The following is a 19,152-nucleotide window of genomic DNA, read 5'->3' on the forward strand; positions in this document are numbered from 1 at the left end:
AAGAACTACACAATCTTGATCGACATATCGGGCAGGCCCTCGAGCTTGCACAAGAGCACGTCGCCCTTCACCACCGGGCCGACATTCTCCGGCGTGCCGGAATAGATGATGTCGCCGGCCTTCAGCTCGAACGCTTCGGAGAGCTTTGCTATCTGCTCGGCAACGCTCCAGATCATCTTGCTGAGATCTGAACTCTGCTTGACGGTGCCGTTGATCGCCAGCGAAATGGCGCCTTTCTCGAAGTGGCCGGTCTTGCTCGCGGGGTGGATGGGACCGATCACCGCGGCGTGGTCAAAGCTCTTGCCGATCTCCCAAGGCTTCTTCTCCGCGGCCATGCCGTTCTGGAGATCGCGCCGGGTCATGTCGAGGCCGAGCGCGTAGCCATAGACATGGTCGAGTGCCTTGTCGGCCGGGATGTTGGTGCCTCCCGATTTCAGCGCGGCGACCAGCTCGACTTCGTGGTGATAGTTCTTGGTCAGCGACGGATAGGCATGGTCGGCAACCTGGCCGACCGCGACGTTCTGGATCGCGTCGGTCGGCTTCTGGAAGAAGAACGGCGGCTCGCGGTTCGGATCCGAGCCGCGCTCGATGGCGTGCGCGGCATAATTGCGGCCGATGCAGTAGATGCGGCGGACCTGGAACACACTCGTCTCGCCGACGATCGGGATCGAAACCATCGGGACCGGGAAGATCGGCTTGGGTGCGGCCTGCGCCGCAGCCGGGGCAGTGTCGGCAAGGCCCGCCGCTGTCATCGCGGCTGCGGCCGTGAGCACGCTGCGTCGCGTGGTTTTTGTCATGGCTTCACTCCCTGATTTCGTCGTTTCTTTTCTGAACGCCAGTCATAGAGCCAAACGGAGGGCAGGCCAACGGCCCACCCTGTACGTCTTAAGTCGCGACGCGATCGAAGAACGTGCGAACTTTCCGCGCGCAGACGTCCGGGTCGGTGGCAGCGACGTGGTAGGAATCGCCGGGCAGCACCTCGAGCTTCGAGCCCGGAATCGTCTCCTGCCACGCCTTGACGGAGGTAACGTCGCCAAGCCCCGAGCCGGTCGTCGTAATGACCAGTGCCGGACGCTTGATCGACGGAAGCTCGCCGGTGACGTCGACCGTCGGCACCATCTGAAGGAACGCTTCCAGCGTCGAGGCCTTGGGTCTTCGACATCAGCTTGATCCACCAGTCTAGCGCTTCCGGCGGCAGCGACGAGCCGAGCCGGCCTGCGGTGGTCTCGCGCACCCAGGGCTCGACGCCCTGCTCGCGGATCTGCTTGCGCCAGGTCGGTGCCCGCTCGTTGAACGAAGTGAGCGAGGCCGGCGCGCCGACCGCGGCGACCGCGATCACGCGATCCGGGTGCTTGGCGGTCAGATGCATCGCCAGCGTGCCGCCGATCTTGCCACCGACCAGGAAGACGCGATCGAGCTTCAGCACGTCCAGCATCCGGATGATGTCGTCGCCGAGGCCGGCGAAGCGATAGACATAATCGCCCTGCATCGGCGTCGAATCGCCATAGCCGCGCAGGTCCGGGCGCACCACGAGATGATGCGTGGCGAAATACGGCACCCAGCGCCGGAACGCCTCGCCGCTTTCGGCGAGCCCGTGCAGCATCACGACCGGCGGCTTGGTGTCCCACGGCAGCAGATAGTCGTCGATGCGAACCGCAAGCTCGCAATCCTCGCTGACACCGATCTTCCGCAGTTCGCTAGCCATCAGATACACCTCGTTCCACCGCCATCGACATTGATGCAGGTACCAGTAATGAAGGACGCGCGGTCTGAACAGAGGAACGCGACGATGCCGGACACCTCATCCGGCCGCCCGACACGGCCGAGCGGCACCGAGGCGATGGCAGCGGCATTCGTCGCGCCCTGATCTTGCCCGGCGATCACCGCGCCCTGGGAGATGAGGCTGTCCCAGCGGTCGGTCTGCACCGGTCCGGGATTGACGCCGGTGACCAGCACATTGTCGGGCGCGCATTCCTCGGCGAGCGCCAGCGTGAAGTTGAGCAGCGCCGCGTTGACCGCGCCGCCCGCCATATAGGCCGCGCGCGGCTGGTGACCGCTGCGGCCGATGATGTTGATGACACGACCCCAGCGGCGGTCGCGCATTTGCGGCAGGACATTGCGCGCGCAGCGCATGTAGCCGAGCAGCTTCAGCTCGATCGACTTCGCCCAAATCGCATCGGGCGTCTCGGCGATCCGGCCCATCGGCGAGGCGCCTGCATTGTTGACGAGGATGTCGACGCGGCCGAAGGCGTCACGCGCGGTGTCCATCGCGCGGGCGATGTCGTCGGGCTTGGTCATGTCGCCGGCACAGGCGATCACGCGCCGGCCCGTCTCCCGCGACATCTCCTGTGCGGACGCGGCAAGGCGCTCGGCGTCGCGCGCGACGATGACGACATGCGCCTGCTCGCGAGCGAGTTCGGCGGCAATGGCACGGCCGATGCCGATGCTGCCGCCGGTGACCACGGCGACCTTGCCGCCCAGGTTCAGATCCATGACGCTACCCTAACTCGCTAATCGACCGTGGCGCCGGAGGCCTTGACGAGCTTGCCCCATTTTGCGGTTTCGTCCGTCATGAATTGACCGAATGCGTCGCCGAAAACGGTGCCGGGCTCGGCCCCGAGTTCAGCGAGCCGCTTCTTGACATCCGGCATCTTCAGAATGGTCTCGAGCTCGCCGCTCAGCTTGGCGAGCGCGGGCGCAGGCGTCTTGGCCGGCGCCACCAGTCCGAACCAGGACGAAGCCTCGAAGCCGGGAATGGTGTCGGCCACGGTCGGCACGTCGGGCAGTGCTTCCGCACGCTTGGCGCCCGCGACCGCGATCGCATTGATGGCCTTGCCTTGCACCTGCGGCAACACCGCGGGCATGTTATCGAACATGAAGGGGATCTGGCCTGCAAGCAGATCGTTCATCGCCGGCGCCGCGCCGCGATAGGGCACGTGGACGATGTCCACGCCGGCCATGCTCTTGAGCAATTCGCCCGCCAAATGATTGGTCGAGCCGATGCCGGACGATCCGAAATTGAGCGAGCCGGGCTTCGCCTTGGCCAGCGCGATCAGCTCGCCTACGTTCTTCGCCTGCACCGACGGATTGACGACCAGCACGATCGGGACCGAGGCAATCAGCGCCACGGGCGCAAAGGCCTTCGCGGGATCGAACGGCAGCTTCTTGTAGAGCGAACCGTTGATCGTCAGCGGAGGCGGCGCGGTCAGCAGCAGGGTGTAGCCGTCTGGCTCGGCGCTCGCGACCGTCTCGGCACCGATATTGCCGCCGGCGCCGCCGCGGTTCTCCACCAGGAAGGTCTGGCCGTTCCGCTCGGTCAGCTTCTGCGCGACGATACGGGCGATGATGTCGTTGGACCCGCCCGCCGGGAACGGCACGATGATCTTGACGGGGCGGGAGGGATAATCCTGCGCTAGAGCCGCGCCGGAGAACAGAACGGCCGCACAGGCGGCCAGAAAGGTGCGTCGCATAACCCCGCGCATGGGCACTTCCTTGATGTTTGTTTTGTTGTTGATTGATTCATCACGCCGTCAGCAATGGCCTCAACTTGCCGACGTCGTCAAGCCGTTCGAGATTGCCGATCTGGTCGATCAGCCTCTCGGCCCTGTCACTGCCCAATACCGGTGCAATCAGATCCCGCGTCTTGGCCGCCACTGCTTCCGTGCTCAGCGGGTTTTCCTTGGTGCCCGGCGGATATTTCGTGAAGTGCTCGACCTTCTTGCCATCGATCGATGTCACCTCGACGACAGCACCGCGCGGCGCCGCCGGGTCCATCAGCGACTTGTCGCCGGCGAGCGTCACCTTGGCGCGCTGTTCGAGGATCTTGGGGTCGTGCATCAGCGCGACGTCGTGACTGTCGTTGAACGACACGGCGCCCTTGACCAGCGCGACAGCCACGAGATGCTGGCAGTTGACGTCTGGCATCGCGCTCTCGCCCACAATTCCCATCGCATCGGTCGGCAGCCTGACCAGGATGCTACGCACGTTATCTGGCGTGAGGCTGTGCTGCTTGCGCAACGTCAGCATCGCATCCAGCGGCGACTGGATGGGATAGCCGACCGAAAAGGTCTTGATCGCGGTCTCCGCGACGTAGAAGCGGCTGCCGAGATCCTTCACCATCTCGTCCGGCTTCGGATCGGTCGACAGCGCGATGAAGAGATTATGAGTGCCGTCGAGCACGTCGTCGACGCCGGTCAGGCCTGCCTTCACCATGTCGACTGCCATGACGCCGTTGCGCGCGCCCATGCCGGCGAAGTCGAACGCTTTCTCGATATGGTCGTGGTCCTTCACCCAGCTCCACAGGCCAGAGACCTGCTGCGACGAATAGGAGATCGCGTAACGCATCCCCTTCTCGTCGAGCCGGGCCAGCGAAGCGGCGGCGCCGAGCGCGCCGAAGGTCGACGACGTTCCCTCCGCGCTCCGGTGCGTGCCGCGAACGAGATCCGGGCCGAGCGCCATCAGCAGACGGCAGCTCAAATCGTAGCCGAGCGCCACGGCTCGAATGAACTCCCGCCCACTGCGACGCTCGCGCTCGCCGATGGCAAGCGCGGCAGGCACGACCGAGCATCCCGGATGCGCCTTGGTGACAGGCTCGAAATCGTCGGTCTCGTCGGCATGTCCACACATGGCGTTGGCCAATGCCGCGTTGACCGCCGTGGTGCGGAAATCGGAACCGATCACGGATGCCTGCTCATCACCGCCGAGCGTGCGAATATATTTCAATGCCATCTCGCCCGGCCGCATGCGTGAGCCCGACACCATCGCACCGAACGTGTCGAGAACGCGATGCTTGCATTCGAGCAGGACTTGCGGCGGCAGTTCCTGATCGCGAGCGGCAACCATGTAGCGGGCAAGGCGCTCCGTCACACCGGGGCCTGCTGCGAGAGCCGCACGGCCGCCGGAGGCGGCCAGAGCAGCAATCGAGCCGGCGGATTGCAGGAAACGACGGCGCGACGGCATGGCTCTCTCTTCCGCGGTCAGGACGCGACCGACATCTTTGCGATCTCCGCCGCGCTCGGCAGGTTCTCGACGTTCCAGCAGGCGTCCATCACGCGCCGGATCGCGGCCGCGGGAATGATGCCGTCGGCCAAATCAGAGAACTTGGTCTCGAGCTGCTTGTCGGTCATCGGCACCTCGACGCTGCCTATGGCGTGCTCGATGTAGCGGTTGAGCTTGCGGCCGTCCTTCAGCACGATGGTGAGATCGACTTGCTCCGGCTTGATGCCCGGCGTGATGACCGGGTTGACCTTACCGCGCAGCGCAACGATGGTCGGATCGGTCACGGCACGGTCGCTGAACTGCTTCTCGCCGCCGGCACCCTCGACGATCGCCACCGCGACCGCGTGGTAGATGCTGAACTTGCCTTCGAGACCCAGCTTCGGCGTCTTCTTGCCGGTCAGCTCCAGCACCAGCGGATGGACCTTGAGGTCGACGCGCTCGATCTGATCGGCGGTCACCTTGCTCTCGTTGCGGAGCTGGATCGCCGCGTCGATCGCCGGGTGCATGACGATGCCGCAGGCGAATGGCTTGTAGGTATTGAGCGCGGCCTCGTAGCGTTTGCCGAGGTCACCCAGGATCTCGTTGTAATCCTGCTTGGTGCTGATCGTGTTGGCCCAGCCGCGCTTGGCCTCGATCATGGCGTCGGACGAGGTGAAATTCTTCGAGGCCAGGATCGCCGCGAAAATGCCGCTTGATGCAGCACGGCCTGGATTGAAGCTCTTGTTCATCGAGCCGAAGGATTCGCGCAGGCCCACCGGCTGCGAGGCGGCAAGGCCGAGCGCCCATGTCATCTGCTGCTCGTTCAGCTTCAACAGCTTGCCGACGGCCGCGGCCGAGCCGAACACACCGGCGGTGCCGGTGATGTGCCAGCCGACATCGTAATGGTTCGGATAGACCGAGTTGCCGATCCGGCACTCGGTCTCGACGCCGAGCACCAGCGCGTTCAGGAATTCCTTGCCCGATACCGGCTGCATTTCCGACAGCGCCAGAATGGCCGAGGCCACGGGACCGGCAGGATGGATGATCGTCTTCAGGTGGGTGTCGTCATAGTCGAAGATATGGCTCGACACACCGTTGATGAAGGCCGCGTTCATGATGTCGAACCGCTCGCGCCGCCCGAACAGCGAGGCCTGCTGCGGCCCGGAGAACGGACCGAGCGCGGAGACCGCAATATCGACCGTCTCGTGATGCGATCCGCCGACGGCGACGCCGACCCAGTTCAGCAGCGTGCGCACGCCTTCCTTGCGCACATTGGCCGGCAGGTCGTCATAACTCGCGGTCACGAGATAATGCGCCAGCGCGCGCGTCACCTCCTTGGGTGGCGCTGCGGCGGGAGCTGCGGTGGGTGCCTGCGCGAATGCCGCGTTGGCGCCGACAGTGGCAAGCGGCAGTGCGGCCGCCGCCTGAAGCAGAGTCCTGCGATCAGTGTGCATAGGCAGCCTCCTTGACCTTGATCGATACCAGTTGTGCCGCAAGCCGCACCGCGCTTTCGAGCGCACCGGTCTTGGCGACGCCTGTGCCGACGATGTCGAACGCGGTGCCATGCGACGGCGTGGTGAAGACGGTCTCAAGGCCGGCGGTGACGGTGACGCCGCGGTTGAAGCCGCGCAGCTTGGTCGCGATCTGGCCCTGGTCGTGATACATCGCGACCACGCTGTCGAACTCGCCGGCGAAGGCCCGAACATAGACGGTATCGGCGGGATAAGGTCCCGTGCAGGCAATCCCGGTCTTCGCGGCGGCTTCGACCGTAGGCCGGATCATCTCGATCTCGTCGCGGCCGAACAGGCCGCCCTCGCCCGCATGCGGATTGAGCGCGGCGACCGCGATGCGCGGCTTGGCAACGCCGGCCTTCTTCATCATACGGTCGACCAGCACGATCGCGTCGGTGATGCTGGCCGGATTGATGCCGTCGAGCGCCTCGCGCAGCGACTGATGCCCGGTGACGCGCGACATCCACTGGCCGTCGAGCACGTTCATCTCGGAGAAATAGGTCCTGTGGCCGAGCAGGCTCGCGAACATCTTGTGCTCGTCGGGAAACTTCCAGCCGCCATCGAACATCGCGCGCTTGTTGAGCGGCGCGAACGTGATCGCGTCGACTTCCCCGGCCTTGGAGAAATCGATCGCGCGCGCCAGCGTCTCGCCGGTCAGCCGGCCGGATTCGGCGCTCGCTTTGCCGATCGGGAATTTTGCGGGATCGGTGTTGCCGAGATCAACGAGCTGCACGGTGCCGCGGCCCCAATTGGCAGCCTTGGGCGAGGCGATCCGCTCGACCTTCAGCTTCACGCCGGCATGCGCCATGCCCATCTCGAGCACGCGGGCATCGCCGACCACGACGAGGCGGGCGGCATCGGCGAGCCGGTCGTCGGAGAGGATGCGCGCGATCTGTTCGGGGCCGATGCCCGTGCAATCGCCTGATGTCAGCGCGATGACGGGCCGTTCATTGGTGCTGGTAGCCATATCGAAACCTTGGATCCTTACTTCACTGCCTGGATTTGAGCGGCGGACTGGGCCCAGTCCTCGCGGTTGAATTCCCCGTCCCACTTGGCGACCACGATCGCGGCGACTGCGTTGCCGATGGTGTTGGTGATGGCGCGCGCCAGCGACATGAAGCGGTCGATGCCGAGCAGCAGCGCGAGACCTTCCGCCGGGAGTCCCGCCGCGACGACGGTCGCGGCAAGCGCTGCGAACGCACCGCCGGTGACGCCGGCTGCGCCCTTGCTGGTGAACAGCATCACCACGAACAGGCTGAGCTCCTGCGCAGCGGTCAGCTCGATGCCGTAGACCTGGGCAACGAAGATGGTGGAGAGCGGCAGCGTCAGCGCGACGCCATCGAGATTGAAGGAATAGCCGGAGGGAATGACGAGGCCGGCAACCGCCCGCCCGACACCCGCCTTCGGCAGCTTCTCCATCATGCCGGGAATGGCGGTTTCCGACGACGAGGTGCCGAGCACGACCAGCAGCTCATTGCGCAACAGGCGCAACACGTCCATCAGGCGAATGCCGGCAAGACGGCAGATCACATTGAGGATGACGAAGATGAAGAATGCCATCATCGCCCAGGCCGTGCCGACCAGCAGCGCCAGCGCATAGAGCGTGGCCGCACCGAACTTCGCGACCGTGAAGGCCATGGCCCCGAACGCGCCGATCGGCGCCAGGGCCACCACGACATGGACGACGCTGAACACGAGCTCAGTCACCCGCTCCAGACCCGTGCGCAGCGGCGCGGCCTTTTCGCCGAGCAGCAGCAAGCCGATGCCGCAAAGAAGCGCGAGCACGAGAACCTGAATCACGTCGCCGGTCGCGAACGCGCCGACAAAACTCTCCGGGATCATGTGCTGGATGTAGGCTGACAGCGACCCGACATGGGCCTGCGAATAACGGGCGACGGTCTCCGCCTGCTGCGCCGTGGCATGCGCCACGCCCGCGCCGGGCTGCACCCAGCGCACCACCACGAAGCTGATCAGCAGGCAGATCGTCGTCACGGCCTCGAAATAGGCAAAGGCCTTGAGGCCGATGCGGCCGACCGCCTTCATATCGCCGACCTGCGCGATGCCGGTGACCACCACCAGGAAGATCAGCGGCGCGATCGTCATCTTGATCAGCGAGATGAAACAATCGCCGAGCGGCTTGAGCTCGACGGCAAAGGCCGGGAACAAGGCGCCGAGCAGTGCGCCGAGCGCGGCACCGGCGACCACCAGGACATATTGCTCGCGCCAGAGCGGCTTGCGGCGGCGTTCGGAAACCGGGCTGGATATCGGCTCAGACAGCGGAGTTACGGCGATCTGCAATTGATTTCCTCCAACGCATCGTCGCGCCATGCGGCGTGGCGCCTTGTTCTGGTTTTGTGATGGCATTTACATTGGACCAGCAGCGCCCGAGGCGCTAATGCCGTATCGGCATGATTTGAGGACGAAACCGCATCATGGACCTGATCTGGCTGGAGGACTTCCTCGCCATCGCCGAGGAGGGCGGGTTCTCGCGCGCCGCCCAGCGTCGGCACGTGACCCAGCCGGCACTGAGCCGCCGCATCAGGTCGCTCGAGGAGTGGCTGGGGACGCCGCTGTTCGAACGCTCGACCCACACGATCACGCTGACGCCGGCCGGCGAGAGTTTTCGTTTCGTTGCGGAGGACGTGCTGCGGCGGGTTCTGGTCGGACGCGAGGGAGCGCTCGAAGTGGCGCGGCTGAAGGCCGAGACCATCACCTTTGCGGCCACGCACGCGCTATCGCAGACGTTCTTTCCGGAATGGATCCGCAATTCCGACAGCGCGCGGGCCGATTCCGCCGTGCAGCTCGTCGCCTCCAATTTCGCCGGCTGCGAGAAGCTGCTGCTGGATGCGCAGGCCCACTTCCTGCTGGCCCATCATCATCCATCGCTGGTGACCCGGCTCGACATGGAGCGCTTCCAGCGCTTCGAGCTGTCGAGCGATCTCCTGATCCCGATCACCGCGCCAATGACGAAGCCATCTCGCGGCAGTCGCCGGAGCAAAGCAAAGCCGCGCTACTCCCTGCCCGGCACGGCCGATGCGCCGCTGCCCTATCTCGCCTATCACCCGGGCTCGGGCGTCGGACGCATCGTCACGTCGTTTCTGGCTGTGAAGGAGCCGTCGGCCTTTCTCGTTCCCAGCTTCGCCGCGCCGGTCATGCTGCTGGTCGACATGGCACGCGAAGGACGCGGCATCACCTGGGCTGCGCAGAGCCTTGTTCAGGCCGATCTCGACAGCGGCCGCCTGATGCGCGCCGGCGGAGCGGATTGGACCATCGCCATCACCGTCTCCCTGTTCCGTCCACGCGCCCGCATGACCCGCGCCGCCGAAAATTTCTGGAATACGGTTCGCAAGGGCCGGCCGGGAGGGAAATCCATCGCCGCTGCGCCGCGGACCAGATGACCGTGTCGCGGATCAAGTCGGCCTTCGGGCTGCTTCGGCCGCAGATGCTGCTGATGAGCCTGCTCGCTGCCACAACGTTAGACGCGGCGCGCGCCGGCGACGCATCCATCGCACCCGCCGAGCTGAAAGCGATCGGCACGGTCGATACGCGCTTTCAATCCTACAATATCGAGATGGTGGAGGTGACCGGCGGCTGGTTCTGGAAGCCCTATCCGCGAACGATGCGCGCGCTCGATGAGCGGGATCGTTACGGCGAGAGGCCGCCGATCGATCTTGCCAATGCGCGGTTGCGCAAGCTCGCCGCCGCTTTGGCGCCGGCCTATCTGCGCGTGAGCGGCACCTGGGCCAATGCGACGTTCGTTGCCGACACGGACCGTGCACCGGCCAAGCCCCCGCCCGGATTCAATTCCGTGCTCAGCCGCAACCGATGGCGCGACGTCATCGACTTCGCACGCGCCGTCGACGCGGAGATCGTCACCTCCTTCGCGATCAGTCCGGGAAGCCGCGATGCGGATGGCGCGTGGAAGATCGATCAGGCGCAGCGCCTGATCGACACGACGCGTACTCTGGGTGGCCACATCGCGGCGGCGGAATTCATGAACGAGCCAACGCTCGCGGCGACGAACGGCGCGCCGCCGGGATATGATGCCGTCGCTTATGGCCGGGACTTCAGGATCTTTCGCGAATGGATGCAACGCGCGGCGCCGGAGACGCTGATCGTCGGTCCGGGTTCAACCGGCGACGCGCCGTCGCCATCCGGGCCGGGCATCACCACGCGCGATCTGCTCGCCGTATCCGCCCCCGGCATCGATCGCTTCTCCTATCATCACTACAACACGCTCTCGCCGCGCTGCGGCGGGCGCGACGATCCGGCGCAGGCGCTCTCAGCGGACTGGCTGGCACGCACCGACGCGACGTTCGCGATCTACCGGGCCCTGCGGGACGCATTCGAGCCGGGCAAGCCGATCTGGCTGACGGAGACGGCAAACGCCGCCTGCGGCGGCAATCCATCGGACAAGACGTTTCTCGACACATTCCGCTATCTCGACCAGCACGGACGCCTGGCAAAAGCCGGCGTCCAGGTGGTGATGCACAACACGCTGGCCGCCAGCGACTACGGTCTGCTCGACGAGGGAACGTTCCGTCCGCGGCCGAACTACTGGGCTGCGCTGCTCTGGCATCGGCTGATGGGGACGATCGTGCTCGATGCGAACCCGGTCGCCGCGGCAGATCTCCATCTCTACGCGCATTGCCATCCGGGAATGCGGGGCGCTGTGTCCGTGCTCGCAATCAACGCGTCGCGGCACGCATCATCGACCCTGACGCTGTCACACCCCGCCAAGCGTTACACGATACATGCGACGCGGCTGCAAGACGCGACAGTTCAGCTGAACGGCAAGGCGCTCGCGCTGAGTGCCGATGACGAACTGCCCCGACTTGAGCCGCGCGCAACACCTGCGGGAGCGATCCGGCTTGTGCCGGCGACCGTCACCTTCCTGGCGTTTCCGGACGCAGCAAACCCCGCCTGCCGGTGACCGCGCTTACGACTTCAGCGCGTCGCGCGCCGTCTCCGGCGCCATCAGCGTCGCGATGATCGTGATGACCGACAGCGCGATGATGTAGACCGACACCGCCCAGTACGAGCCGGCCCATGCGAGCAGTGCGGTCGCAATCAGTGGCGAGAAGCCGCCGCTGAGCGCGGCCGCGACGTTAGCGCCAAGCGATGCACCGCTGTAGCGCACCTGGGTGCGGAACAGTTCCGGCATGAACGCGGCCTTCGGCCCGAACAGCAGCGCGTGCGTCAGTGTCATCGTGACGACGAGCGCGAACGTGATCAGCGCCGGCTCCCTGGTGTCGAGGAACCAGAACAGCGGAAACGCCAGCGCCACCGAGAACACCCCGCCGGCGAGATACAGCGCCCTGCGGCCGAAGATGTCGGAGAGCCAGCCGGCGAGCGGCAGCGTCGCGAACTCGACGATCGCGGCATAGACCACCGCGTTCAGGATCACTTGGCGAGGCAAGCCGAGTTTTGTCGTCGCATAGACCACAGTGAAGACGGTGAGGAGATAGGCGAGCCCGACCTCCGACACCGTGATGCCGATCGCGAGCAGAAAACTACGCCAGTCGCGGCGCAGCACCTCCAGCACCGGCTGCGCCAGCACTTCCTTGCGCTCCACGACTTCCTTGAAGTGCGGCGTTTCCGCGAGCTTGAGGCGCACGACAAAGCCAACGCCGACGAGCAGGATGCTGATCAGGAACGGCACGCGCCAGCCCCAGCTCAAAAAGTCGGCCTCGGGCAATTGCGTCATCAGGCCGAAGATGCCCGTGGAGGCCGCGACGCCGACGGGAAAGCCGATCTGCACCAGGCTGCCGTAGAAGCCACGGCGATTGCCGGCGTGCTCGACCACCATCACGACAGCGCCGCTCCACTCGCCACCGAGCCCGATGCCCTGGACGAAGCGCAGGATGATGAGCAGGATCGGCGCCCAGACGCCGATCTGGCTGTAAGTCGGCAGGCAACCGATCAGGAAGGTGCCGAGCCCCATCGCGATCATGGTCGCGACCAGCATGGTCTTGCGGCCGAGCCGGTCGCCGTAATGCCCGATGATGGCGCCGCCGATCGGTCGCGCCACGAAGCCGACCGCATAGGTCGAGAATGCCACCAGCGTTCCGACGAAGGGATCGAAGCTCGGAAAGAACAGCTTGTTGAAGACAAGTGCGGCTGCCGTGCCGTAGATCAGGAAATCGTACCACTCGATCGCGGTGCCGAGCGCGCTTGCCCACACCACATGCGCCGTCGTCGATTTCTCCGCGGCCGCGGAGACCCCCGTTGCTGCCGTCATGCCCTGCCCCAAAGATTCCGGAGCGCATCATGGCCAATCGTGTGGACGGTTGCAACCTGCGGAGGTGTTCGCTCTTCGCCGACCTCCGACGCGAGATTTGCGCGCAGCTGCCTCAACACCCGTCATTGCGAGCGCAGCGAAGCAATCCAGACTCTCTCCGTGGAGACGGTCTGGATTGCTTCGTCGCAAGGGCTCCTCGCAATGACGGGTGTTGAGACAGTCGCGGCTCCGTCGTCCCGTCCACTAGGAGGAACCCCCTCCACCCCCATTATTCGCCATTGACAAACTCATTCGCCATTATCTAATTTACCTCCAGAAATAGCCAGCCGCGCCAAGCGGCCAATAAGAGAGGGAACGACGATGAGAGGGTTTTTGGCCTGCGCCATGCTCGCGGCCATGACTTCGGCTGCCATGACCACGGTTGCGAGCGCGCAGGTCTCCGACGACGCGGTGCGGATCGGCGTGCTGACGGATCTGTCGAGCTGGGGCCGTGACAACAGCGGGCCGGGATCGGTCGAGGCGGCCAAGATGGCGGTCGAAGAGTTCGGGTCGACCGTGCTCGGCAAACCGATCGAGATCATCAGCGCCGACCACCAGATGAAGACCGATGTCGGCGTGCAGATCGTGCGCGGCTGGTTCGACAACGGCAAGGTCGACGCCGTCGTCGACATCCCCAACTCCGGCATCGCGATCGCCGTGCACAACATGGTGCGCGAACGCAACAAGATCGCGCTGCTCTCCGGCCCCGGGGCGAGCTCACTGACCGACGAGCTCTGCAGCCCGAACACCGTGCACTTCACCTACGATACCTACGCGCTCTCCAAGGTGACGGCCTCCGCCGTGATCAAGGAAGGCGGCAAGTCCTGGTACTTCATCACGGCGGACTACGCTTTCGGCCAGCAGCTCGAGAAGGACGCCACGCGGTTCATCAACGAGATGGGCGGCAAGGTGCTCGGCGGCGTGAAGCATCCGACCAACACGGCCGACTTCTCCTCCTTCGCGCTCCAGGCGCAGAGTTCGAAGGCCGACGTGGTGGCGTTCGCCAATGCCGGCCAGGACACCGACAATGCCATCAAGCAGTCCGGCGAGTTCGGGCTGGTGCAGGGCGGCCAGAAGCTGGTCGGCCTCCTGATGTTCGACACCGATGTGCATGCGGTCGGCCTGAAGGCCGCGCAGGGAACCTACATGACGACGGCGTCGTACTGGAACATGGACGAGGCGACCCGCGCCTGGTCGAAGAAATTCTACGAGCGGACCAAGGTGATGCCGACCATGATCCAGACCGGCGTCTACGGCTCGGTGCTGCATTATCTGAAAGGCATCAAGGCCGCCGGCACCGACGACCCCGCCAAGGTGATGGCCAAGATGCGTGAGCTGCCGATCGAGGATACATTCGTTCACGGCGGCAAGCTTCGCGAGGACGGCCGCGTGATCCGCGATATGTATCTCGCCAAGGTGAAGTCGCCGGATCAGTCCAAGGAACCCTGGGACTATCTCGAGATCGTCAAGACCGTGAAGGGCGAGGATGCCTTCCGCCCGGTCTCCGAATCCAAATGTCCGCTGCTGAAGAAATGAGGTCCGCATGACCGGCAACGAGCGCAACGCAATTGAGACTTACGAGTGCGATGTGCTCGTGGCCGGATCGGGGGCCTCCGGCATGTCGGCCGCGATCACCGCTAGATATCGCGGCCTCGACGTGCTGATCGTGGAGAAGGAGCCGCGCTTCGGCGGCACCACCGCCCGCTCCGGCGGCTGGCTCTGGATCCCCGGCACGTCGCTGGCGAAGGCCTACGGCATCGAGGAGGCGCCGGAGCAGGCCCGCACCTATCTGCGGCACGAAGCCGGCAACAATTTTGATGCCGCGCGGGTCGATGCCTTCCTCAGCGCCGGCCCCGAAGCGGTCGACTTCTTCACCAGCAAGACCGCGCTGCGCTTCGACATGCCGCTGGTGTTTCCCGACTATCACGCCGAAGCGCCGGGCGGCGCGCAGGGCGGCCGCTCCATGGTGACGCGCCCGTTCGACGGCCGCGAGCTCGGCGACCAGATCAAGACGCTGGGTAAGCCCCTGCCCGAGCTCACCGTGTTCGGCATGATGCTCGGCTCCGGCAAGGAGATCATCCATTTCATGCGCGCGACGAAGTCGCTGACCTCGGCGGCCTATGTCGCAAAGCGCCTGTCGCGCCATTTGATGGACGTGCTGCGCTATGGCCGCGGCATGACCTTGACCAACGGCAACGCGCTCGCCGGGCGCCTCGCAAAATCCGCGCAGGATCTGAAGATTTCGATGTGGCTGTCCTCGCCGGTGCGCGAGCTGACGGTCGAGAACGGCACTGTCACGGGTGCCATCGTCACCCGCGAAGGACGCGAGGTGCGCGTCCGCGCGCGGCAGGGCGTCGTGCTCGCCTGCGGCGGCTTCCCGCATGACGTCGAACGCCGCAAGAAGATGTTTCCACACGCACCGACCGGCCATGAGCATTATTCGCCGGGACCGACCGGCAACACCGGCGACGGCCTGCGCCTTGCAGAAAGCGCCGGCGGTCATGTCGAGGACCGCCTGCCGAACGCGGCGGCCTGGGTCCCGGTATCGGTGACCAAGCGCAAGGACGGTTCGAGCGGCGTGATGCCGCATTTCATCGACCGCGCCAAACCCGGCGTGATCGCGGTGATGCGGGACGGCAAGCGCTTTGCCAATGAGGGCAATTCCTATCACGACTTCGTCCAGGCCATGGTCAAGGCGGCGAAACCCGGCGAAGAGATCGCCGCGTATCTCGTCTGCGATCACCCGACGCTGCGCAAATACGGCCTCGGCTGCGTGCCGCCGTTCCCGATGCCGCTCGGTCATCACCTCGATACCGGCTATCTCATGCGTGGCGACACGCTGGAAACGCTGGCTGCGAAGGCCGGCATCGACGCCAGGGCGTTCACCGAGACCGTCGAGCAGTTCAATGCGACCGCGCCGCTGGGTCATGATGCCGCCTTCGGCAAGGGCTCGAAGGCCTATAACCGCTACCAGGGCGACGCCATGCACGGCCCAAATCCCTGCATCGCACCGATCAAGAACGGTCCGTTCTACGCCATCAAGATGGTGATCGGCGATCTCGGCACCTATGCCGGCATTGTCACCGACGAGAACGCGCGGGCGCTGGACGCCGAAGGCCGGGTGATTCCCGGGCTCTATGCCGCCGGCAACGACATGGCGAGCATCATGGGCGGCAACTATCCGGGCGCCGGCATCACGCTTGGGCCGGCGCTGACCTTCGGCTACATTGCAGGCCGTCATCTCGCCGACAGCGCCGCGAAGCGCAACGCGGCGTAAGCCACGCGCCAGGAGACGCATGAAGAGAGAAAGCCGCGGCATTCAGTCGATCGAGGTCGGCGGTGAACTGCTCCGCGCGCTCGCCAAAAGCGGCGAGCCGATGATGCTGCGCGATCTCGCCCGCGAGGCCGGCATGACGCCGGCCAAGGCACATCCCTATCTGGCGAGCTTCTCCCGCATCGGACTGATCGAGCAGGACGAGACCACCGGCCGCTACGAGATCGGCGTGCTGGCGCTGGAGCTCGGCCTGATCAGCCTACGCCGGCTCTCAGGCGTGCGCATTGCGCAGCCCAAAATCGCGGCGCTCGCGAACCAGATCGGACATGCGGTCTCGCTGGCAGTCTGGGGCACGCATGGCCCGACTGTGGTGCAGCTGGAGGAGCCCGGCCAACCCATGCACATCGTGATGCGCGCCGGCTCGGTGATGGCGCTGCTGGAGACCGCCACCGGCCGCGCCTTTGCAGCGTTCCTGCCGGAGAAGACCATCAACGCCGCGCTCGAAAGCGGCCTCGACCGTCATGGCGTCGGCTACAATCCGAAGCGGGCTGTGAAAGGCGCGAAGGTCGCCGAGATGCTCACCGAGGTCCGCAAGCACGGCCTCGCCCGCGCGCTCGGCGATCCCCTGCCCGGCGTCAATGCATTCTCGGCACCGGTGTTCGACCATGCCGGTCATGTCGCACTGGTCATCACCGCGATGGGGCCGGAAGGCACGTTCGATGCGCGCTGGGACAGCCCGATCGCCCATGCCCTGCGCGACTGCGCCGGCGGGATCTCGAAGCGGCTCGGCCACGGGATGACGATCGCGGCGGAGTGAGAGTCTCGCAGCCCGACACAACCACCGCGATGCCCCGCGAAAGCGGGGCATCGCGGTCCTTCGGTTCTATCGTAGCCGTCACGGAGTACTGGATCGCCCGGTCAAGCCGGGCGATGACAGCGAGAATAGGTCGCCCCCTACTTCTCCCTCACCGGCACAGTGTAGTTCAGGATCAACCGCCCACCATCGGGATAGATCGTCTGCCCGGTGATGTAAGACGCGTCATCACTCGCCAGGAACGCCACGACGGAAGCCACCTCGCTCGGCTCACCACCACGGCCAGCCGGCGTACGTGACATCACGGTCTTGCGGGCATCCTCCGAGGTGTAGATGGACGATGCCACCATGTCGGTCAAAATCGTACCCGGTCCGACCGCCACGACGCGGATGTTGTGCGGGGCGAGCGCGACCGCGGCGACCGAGGTGAGCTGCTTCATGCCGCCCTTGGACATCGCGTAGGTCGCAAGCGCCGGGATCGCCAGCAGCGCGTTCACCGAGGACATGTTGATGATGACCCCGCCGCCTCCCTGCGCGATCATCTGCTTCGCCGCCGCCTGCACGCCGAAGAACGCGCCCTTCAGGTTGATGCCGATGATTTCGTCGAATTCCTCTTCGGAAATCTCCAGGATGTCGCGGTTGCGGGCGACGCCGGCATTGTTGACCATGATGTCGAGCCGGCCGAATTCCCTGACCGCGGTCGCCACCGCGCGATCGACATCCGCACGCCGCGCGACGTGACATGGCACGGCGTACAATTCCTTGGGCTTGCCCAGCTCGTTGACGGTCTTCTCGAGCTCATCCGTATCGACGTCCGAGATGACGACCTTGACGCCGTCGTCGAGGAACCGCTTTGCGCACGCCTTGCCAATGCCGCGCGCCGCGCCGGTGATGACGGCGACCTTGCCGGATAGTTTCATGGGTCTCACTCCAGGATAGCTGCTCAGGCAGCGAGCTATCCCGGAGAGGACCCCGGTTCAAGCCGCCGCGAAGCCGAGATGAGCACGGAACCGGTTCTTGATAAAGACGGCATCGCGCGAGGGCAGCGAGCGCGGCGGATTTTCCGCCAGAACCTTGATGACAAAAAGCCGCGGGCCATCGGACGGTCCGGCGATCTCTGCGGCGAGGCGTTGCACCTCCTCGAGCGTCCGCACGGTCGCGGTTGCGGCAAAACCACAGGCGACCGCGATCGCGGTGAGATCGACGCCGCGGCCGGTGTGGCTCGCCTGCATCCCGGTCTCGCCAAAATGCTGGTTGTCGATCACCACGATGTCGAGATTGCGCGGGCGCGCGACGCCGATGGTGGCGATGCCGCCGAGCCCCATCAATTGCTCGCCGTCGCCCGTCAAGGCAAGGACGCGCTTGCCCGGCTGCGCCTGCGCGAGCCCAAGACCGATCAGCGCGGCGCCCCCCATCGCGCCCCAGAGATAAAAGTTTCCGTCGTGATCCCCCACGGAATGCAGGTCGTAGGTGGGCGAGCCGAGGCCGGAGACGACCAGCGTGTCCTTGCGGTCCTTCAGGAGCGCGGCGACAGCGGCGCGACGATCGAGTTGAGCTTGCATTGGCATCACCACTTCTTCTTGCCGATCAGGCGTTGCCCGATCAGAACCGCGATCTGCTGATCGGACTCGTAGGCGAGCGATGCCGCCGATTCGACGGTCTCGACCAGATCCTCCGGCGTCTCCGCACGCATCACTTTCAAGCCGATCGCTTCCAGCGACGGCTGCGTCGCCCGGCTCATCGGCACCTGCCACGGATTGAACTCGGCCCATTCGCCGCGCATCGTCACCAGCATCAGCAGCGGAAAGCGCCCGATCGCCGACAGCGACAGCATGTTGATGCAATTGCCGACGCCGCTCGACTGCATCAGCAGCACGCTGCGCTGCCCACCGAGCCAGGCGCCGGCGGCGATGGCGATGCCCTCCTCCTCGGTCGTCAGCACGTTGGTGGTGACGTCGCGGTCGGCCGAGAACATCCGGATGAGCTGGCTGTGGCCGGCATCAGGAACGTAGGACATCTGCCGCACGTCGGCGGCCTTCAGGACGCGATAGAGCTCGGACGGCCAGTCGTCGCCGCTGCGCGCTTCGGGATTAGTTTGAGGGCTGTGCACCGCGTGTCTCCGTGGAATTCGGGCGGCACGCTAGCGATGTTTGACCGCGAAAGCTCTGACCGTCTGGCACGATCAGATATCGAGGGATTGTATAGCTGCGGCAAAGCGCGATGCGCATTGCTGCGCCCTCTTCCCTTGTGGGAGAGGGCATCACCGCAGGTTGAGACATATTCACGAGGGTGAGGG

Annotated in this window: 17 protein-coding genes; 5 read left to right on the forward strand and 12 right to left on the reverse strand. The window is 65.3% G+C overall.

All coding sequences use genetic code 11. The annotated features are described in order from the left end of the window. Positions 1–5: 5 nt before the first annotated feature. From ACKWRH_RS36310 to ACKWRH_RS36345, 8 genes are read right to left on the reverse strand one after another with little or no spacing between them, the layout of a single operon-like run. Positions 6–797, reverse strand: a complete 792-nt coding sequence (locus tag ACKWRH_RS36310; protein ID WP_445217449.1) for a fumarylacetoacetate hydrolase family protein — start codon at positions 795–797, stop codon at positions 6–8. Next, complete coding sequence (locus ACKWRH_RS36315) at positions 794–1,705, reverse strand: alpha/beta fold hydrolase (RefSeq protein ID WP_445217450.1); 912 nt, start codon at positions 1,703–1,705, stop codon at positions 794–796. Before ACKWRH_RS36315 ends, ACKWRH_RS36310 begins: the two co-directional genes overlap by 4 nt. Continuing rightward, entirely contained in the window at positions 1,705–2,493 is a 789-nt protein-coding gene (locus ACKWRH_RS36320; protein WP_445217451.1) for an SDR family oxidoreductase, read from the reverse strand. The genes ACKWRH_RS36315 and ACKWRH_RS36320 overlap by 1 nt, the downstream gene beginning before the upstream one ends. A gap of 17 nt (positions 2,494–2,510) precedes the next feature. Further along, the gene (locus tag ACKWRH_RS36325; RefSeq protein WP_445217452.1) at positions 2,511–3,482 is read right to left on the reverse strand and encodes a Bug family tripartite tricarboxylate transporter substrate binding protein; all 972 of its coding nucleotides are present in this window, start codon (positions 3,480–3,482) and stop codon (positions 2,511–2,513) included. A gap of 40 nt (positions 3,483–3,522) precedes the next feature. Beyond that, on the reverse strand, positions 3,523–4,959 hold the full coding sequence (locus tag ACKWRH_RS36330; protein WP_445217453.1) for an MmgE/PrpD family protein: 1,437 nt from the start codon (positions 4,957–4,959) through the stop codon (positions 3,523–3,525). A 17-nt stretch (positions 4,960–4,976) separates the two neighbouring features. After that, positions 4,977–6,431 (reverse strand): MmgE/PrpD family protein, encoded by a 1,455-nt coding sequence (locus ACKWRH_RS36335; RefSeq protein ID WP_445217454.1) that lies wholly within the window; start codon positions 6,429–6,431, stop codon positions 4,977–4,979. Then, a complete protein-coding gene (locus tag ACKWRH_RS36340; protein WP_445217455.1) occupies positions 6,421–7,455 on the reverse strand; it encodes a PdxA family dehydrogenase in 1,035 nt (344 codons plus the stop codon). The genes ACKWRH_RS36335 and ACKWRH_RS36340 overlap by 11 nt, the downstream gene beginning before the upstream one ends. A 17-nt stretch (positions 7,456–7,472) precedes the next feature. Beyond that, positions 7,473–8,786, reverse strand: coding sequence for a cation:dicarboxylate symporter family transporter (locus ACKWRH_RS36345; RefSeq protein ID WP_445217456.1), 1,314 nt, complete (start codon positions 8,784–8,786; stop codon positions 7,473–7,475). A 134-nt stretch (positions 8,787–8,920) separates the two neighbouring features. On the opposite strand from ACKWRH_RS36345, the gene ACKWRH_RS36350 reads away from it, so the two are divergent. Together ACKWRH_RS36350 and ACKWRH_RS36355 are read left to right on the forward strand one after the other, a co-directional pair. After that, complete coding sequence (locus ACKWRH_RS36350; protein WP_445217457.1) at positions 8,921–9,886, forward strand: LysR family transcriptional regulator; 966 nt, start codon at positions 8,921–8,923, stop codon at positions 9,884–9,886. Beyond that, positions 9,883–11,421, forward strand: coding sequence for a hypothetical protein (locus ACKWRH_RS36355; protein WP_445217458.1), 1,539 nt, complete (start codon positions 9,883–9,885; stop codon positions 11,419–11,421). The genes ACKWRH_RS36350 and ACKWRH_RS36355 overlap by 4 nt, the downstream gene beginning before the upstream one ends. Positions 11,422–11,427: 6 nt before the next feature. On the opposite strand, the gene ACKWRH_RS36360 is transcribed toward ACKWRH_RS36355, so the two are convergent. Continuing rightward, positions 11,428–12,729, reverse strand: a complete 1,302-nt coding sequence (locus tag ACKWRH_RS36360; RefSeq protein WP_445217459.1) for an MFS transporter — start codon at positions 12,727–12,729, stop codon at positions 11,428–11,430. Between the two features lie 360 nt (positions 12,730–13,089). Here ACKWRH_RS36360 and ACKWRH_RS36365 point away from each other — a divergent pair, with 360 nt between their 5' ends. The 3 genes from ACKWRH_RS36365 to ACKWRH_RS36375 are packed head-to-tail and all read left to right on the forward strand — an operon-like array spanning position 13,090 to position 16,859. After that, the gene (locus ACKWRH_RS36365; RefSeq protein ID WP_445217460.1) at positions 13,090–14,304 is read left to right on the forward strand and encodes an ABC transporter substrate-binding protein; all 1,215 of its coding nucleotides are present in this window, start codon (positions 13,090–13,092) and stop codon (positions 14,302–14,304) included. Between the two features lie 7 nt (positions 14,305–14,311). Next, a complete protein-coding gene (locus ACKWRH_RS36370) occupies positions 14,312–16,045 on the forward strand; it encodes an FAD-dependent oxidoreductase (protein WP_445217461.1) in 1,734 nt (577 codons plus the stop codon). 19 nt (positions 16,046–16,064) lie between these two features. Next, positions 16,065–16,859 (forward strand): IclR family transcriptional regulator, encoded by a 795-nt coding sequence (locus ACKWRH_RS36375; protein WP_445217462.1) that lies wholly within the window; start codon positions 16,065–16,067, stop codon positions 16,857–16,859. A gap of 137 nt (positions 16,860–16,996) precedes the next feature. Here the strand turns inward: ACKWRH_RS36375 and ACKWRH_RS36380 are convergent, their stop codons facing one another. Genes ACKWRH_RS36380 through ACKWRH_RS36390 form a run of 3 tightly spaced genes read right to left on the reverse strand, consistent with a single transcriptional unit; the run spans position 16,997 to position 18,966 of the window. Beyond that, positions 16,997–17,776 (reverse strand): SDR family NAD(P)-dependent oxidoreductase, encoded by a 780-nt coding sequence (locus tag ACKWRH_RS36380; RefSeq protein WP_445217463.1) that lies wholly within the window; start codon positions 17,774–17,776, stop codon positions 16,997–16,999. A gap of 57 nt (positions 17,777–17,833) precedes the next feature. Beyond that, positions 17,834–18,424, reverse strand: a complete 591-nt coding sequence (locus ACKWRH_RS36385) for a thiamine pyrophosphate-dependent enzyme (RefSeq protein WP_445217464.1) — start codon at positions 18,422–18,424, stop codon at positions 17,834–17,836. Continuing rightward, a complete protein-coding gene (locus ACKWRH_RS36390; RefSeq protein ID WP_445217465.1) occupies positions 18,424–18,966 on the reverse strand; it encodes a thiamine pyrophosphate-binding protein in 543 nt (180 codons plus the stop codon). Before ACKWRH_RS36390 ends, ACKWRH_RS36385 begins: the two co-directional genes overlap by 1 nt. Between the last annotated feature and the right edge of the window lie 186 nt (positions 18,967–19,152).

This window comes from Bradyrhizobium sp. Pa8 (assembly GCF_052588265.1).

Excerpts from the sequence above, each read along its gene's own strand:
- ACKWRH_RS36310 (WP_445217449.1), bottom strand. The coding sequence starts at position 797 with ATGACAAAAACCACGCGACGCAGCGTGCTCACGGCCGCAGCCGCGATG.
- ACKWRH_RS36315 (WP_445217450.1), bottom strand. The coding sequence starts at position 1,705 with ATGGCTAGCGAACTGCGGAAGATCGGTGTCAGCGAGGATTGCGAGCTT.
- ACKWRH_RS36320 (WP_445217451.1), bottom strand. The coding sequence starts at position 2,493 with ATGGATCTGAACCTGGGCGGCAAGGTCGCCGTGGTCACCGGCGGCAGC.
- ACKWRH_RS36325 (WP_445217452.1), bottom strand. The coding sequence starts at position 3,482 with ATGCGCGGGGTTATGCGACGCACCTTTCTGGCCGCCTGTGCGGCCGTT.
- ACKWRH_RS36330 (WP_445217453.1), bottom strand. The coding sequence starts at position 4,959 with ATGCCGTCGCGCCGTCGTTTCCTGCAATCCGCCGGCTCGATTGCTGCT.
- ACKWRH_RS36335 (WP_445217454.1), bottom strand. The coding sequence starts at position 6,431 with ATGCACACTGATCGCAGGACTCTGCTTCAGGCGGCGGCCGCACTGCCG.
- ACKWRH_RS36340 (WP_445217455.1), bottom strand. The coding sequence starts at position 7,455 with ATGGCTACCAGCACCAATGAACGGCCCGTCATCGCGCTGACATCAGGC.
- ACKWRH_RS36350 (WP_445217457.1), top strand. The coding sequence starts at position 8,921 with ATGGACCTGATCTGGCTGGAGGACTTCCTCGCCATCGCCGAGGAGGGC.
- ACKWRH_RS36355 (WP_445217458.1), top strand. The coding sequence starts at position 9,883 with ATGACCGTGTCGCGGATCAAGTCGGCCTTCGGGCTGCTTCGGCCGCAG.
- ACKWRH_RS36360 (WP_445217459.1), bottom strand. The coding sequence starts at position 12,729 with ATGACGGCAGCAACGGGGGTCTCCGCGGCCGCGGAGAAATCGACGACG.
- ACKWRH_RS36365 (WP_445217460.1), top strand. The coding sequence starts at position 13,090 with ATGAGAGGGTTTTTGGCCTGCGCCATGCTCGCGGCCATGACTTCGGCT.
- ACKWRH_RS36370 (WP_445217461.1), top strand. The coding sequence starts at position 14,312 with ATGACCGGCAACGAGCGCAACGCAATTGAGACTTACGAGTGCGATGTG.
- ACKWRH_RS36375 (WP_445217462.1), top strand. The coding sequence starts at position 16,065 with ATGAAGAGAGAAAGCCGCGGCATTCAGTCGATCGAGGTCGGCGGTGAA.
- ACKWRH_RS36380 (WP_445217463.1), bottom strand. The coding sequence starts at position 17,776 with ATGAAACTATCCGGCAAGGTCGCCGTCATCACCGGCGCGGCGCGCGGC.
- ACKWRH_RS36385 (WP_445217464.1), bottom strand. The coding sequence starts at position 18,424 with ATGCCAATGCAAGCTCAACTCGATCGTCGCGCCGCTGTCGCCGCGCTC.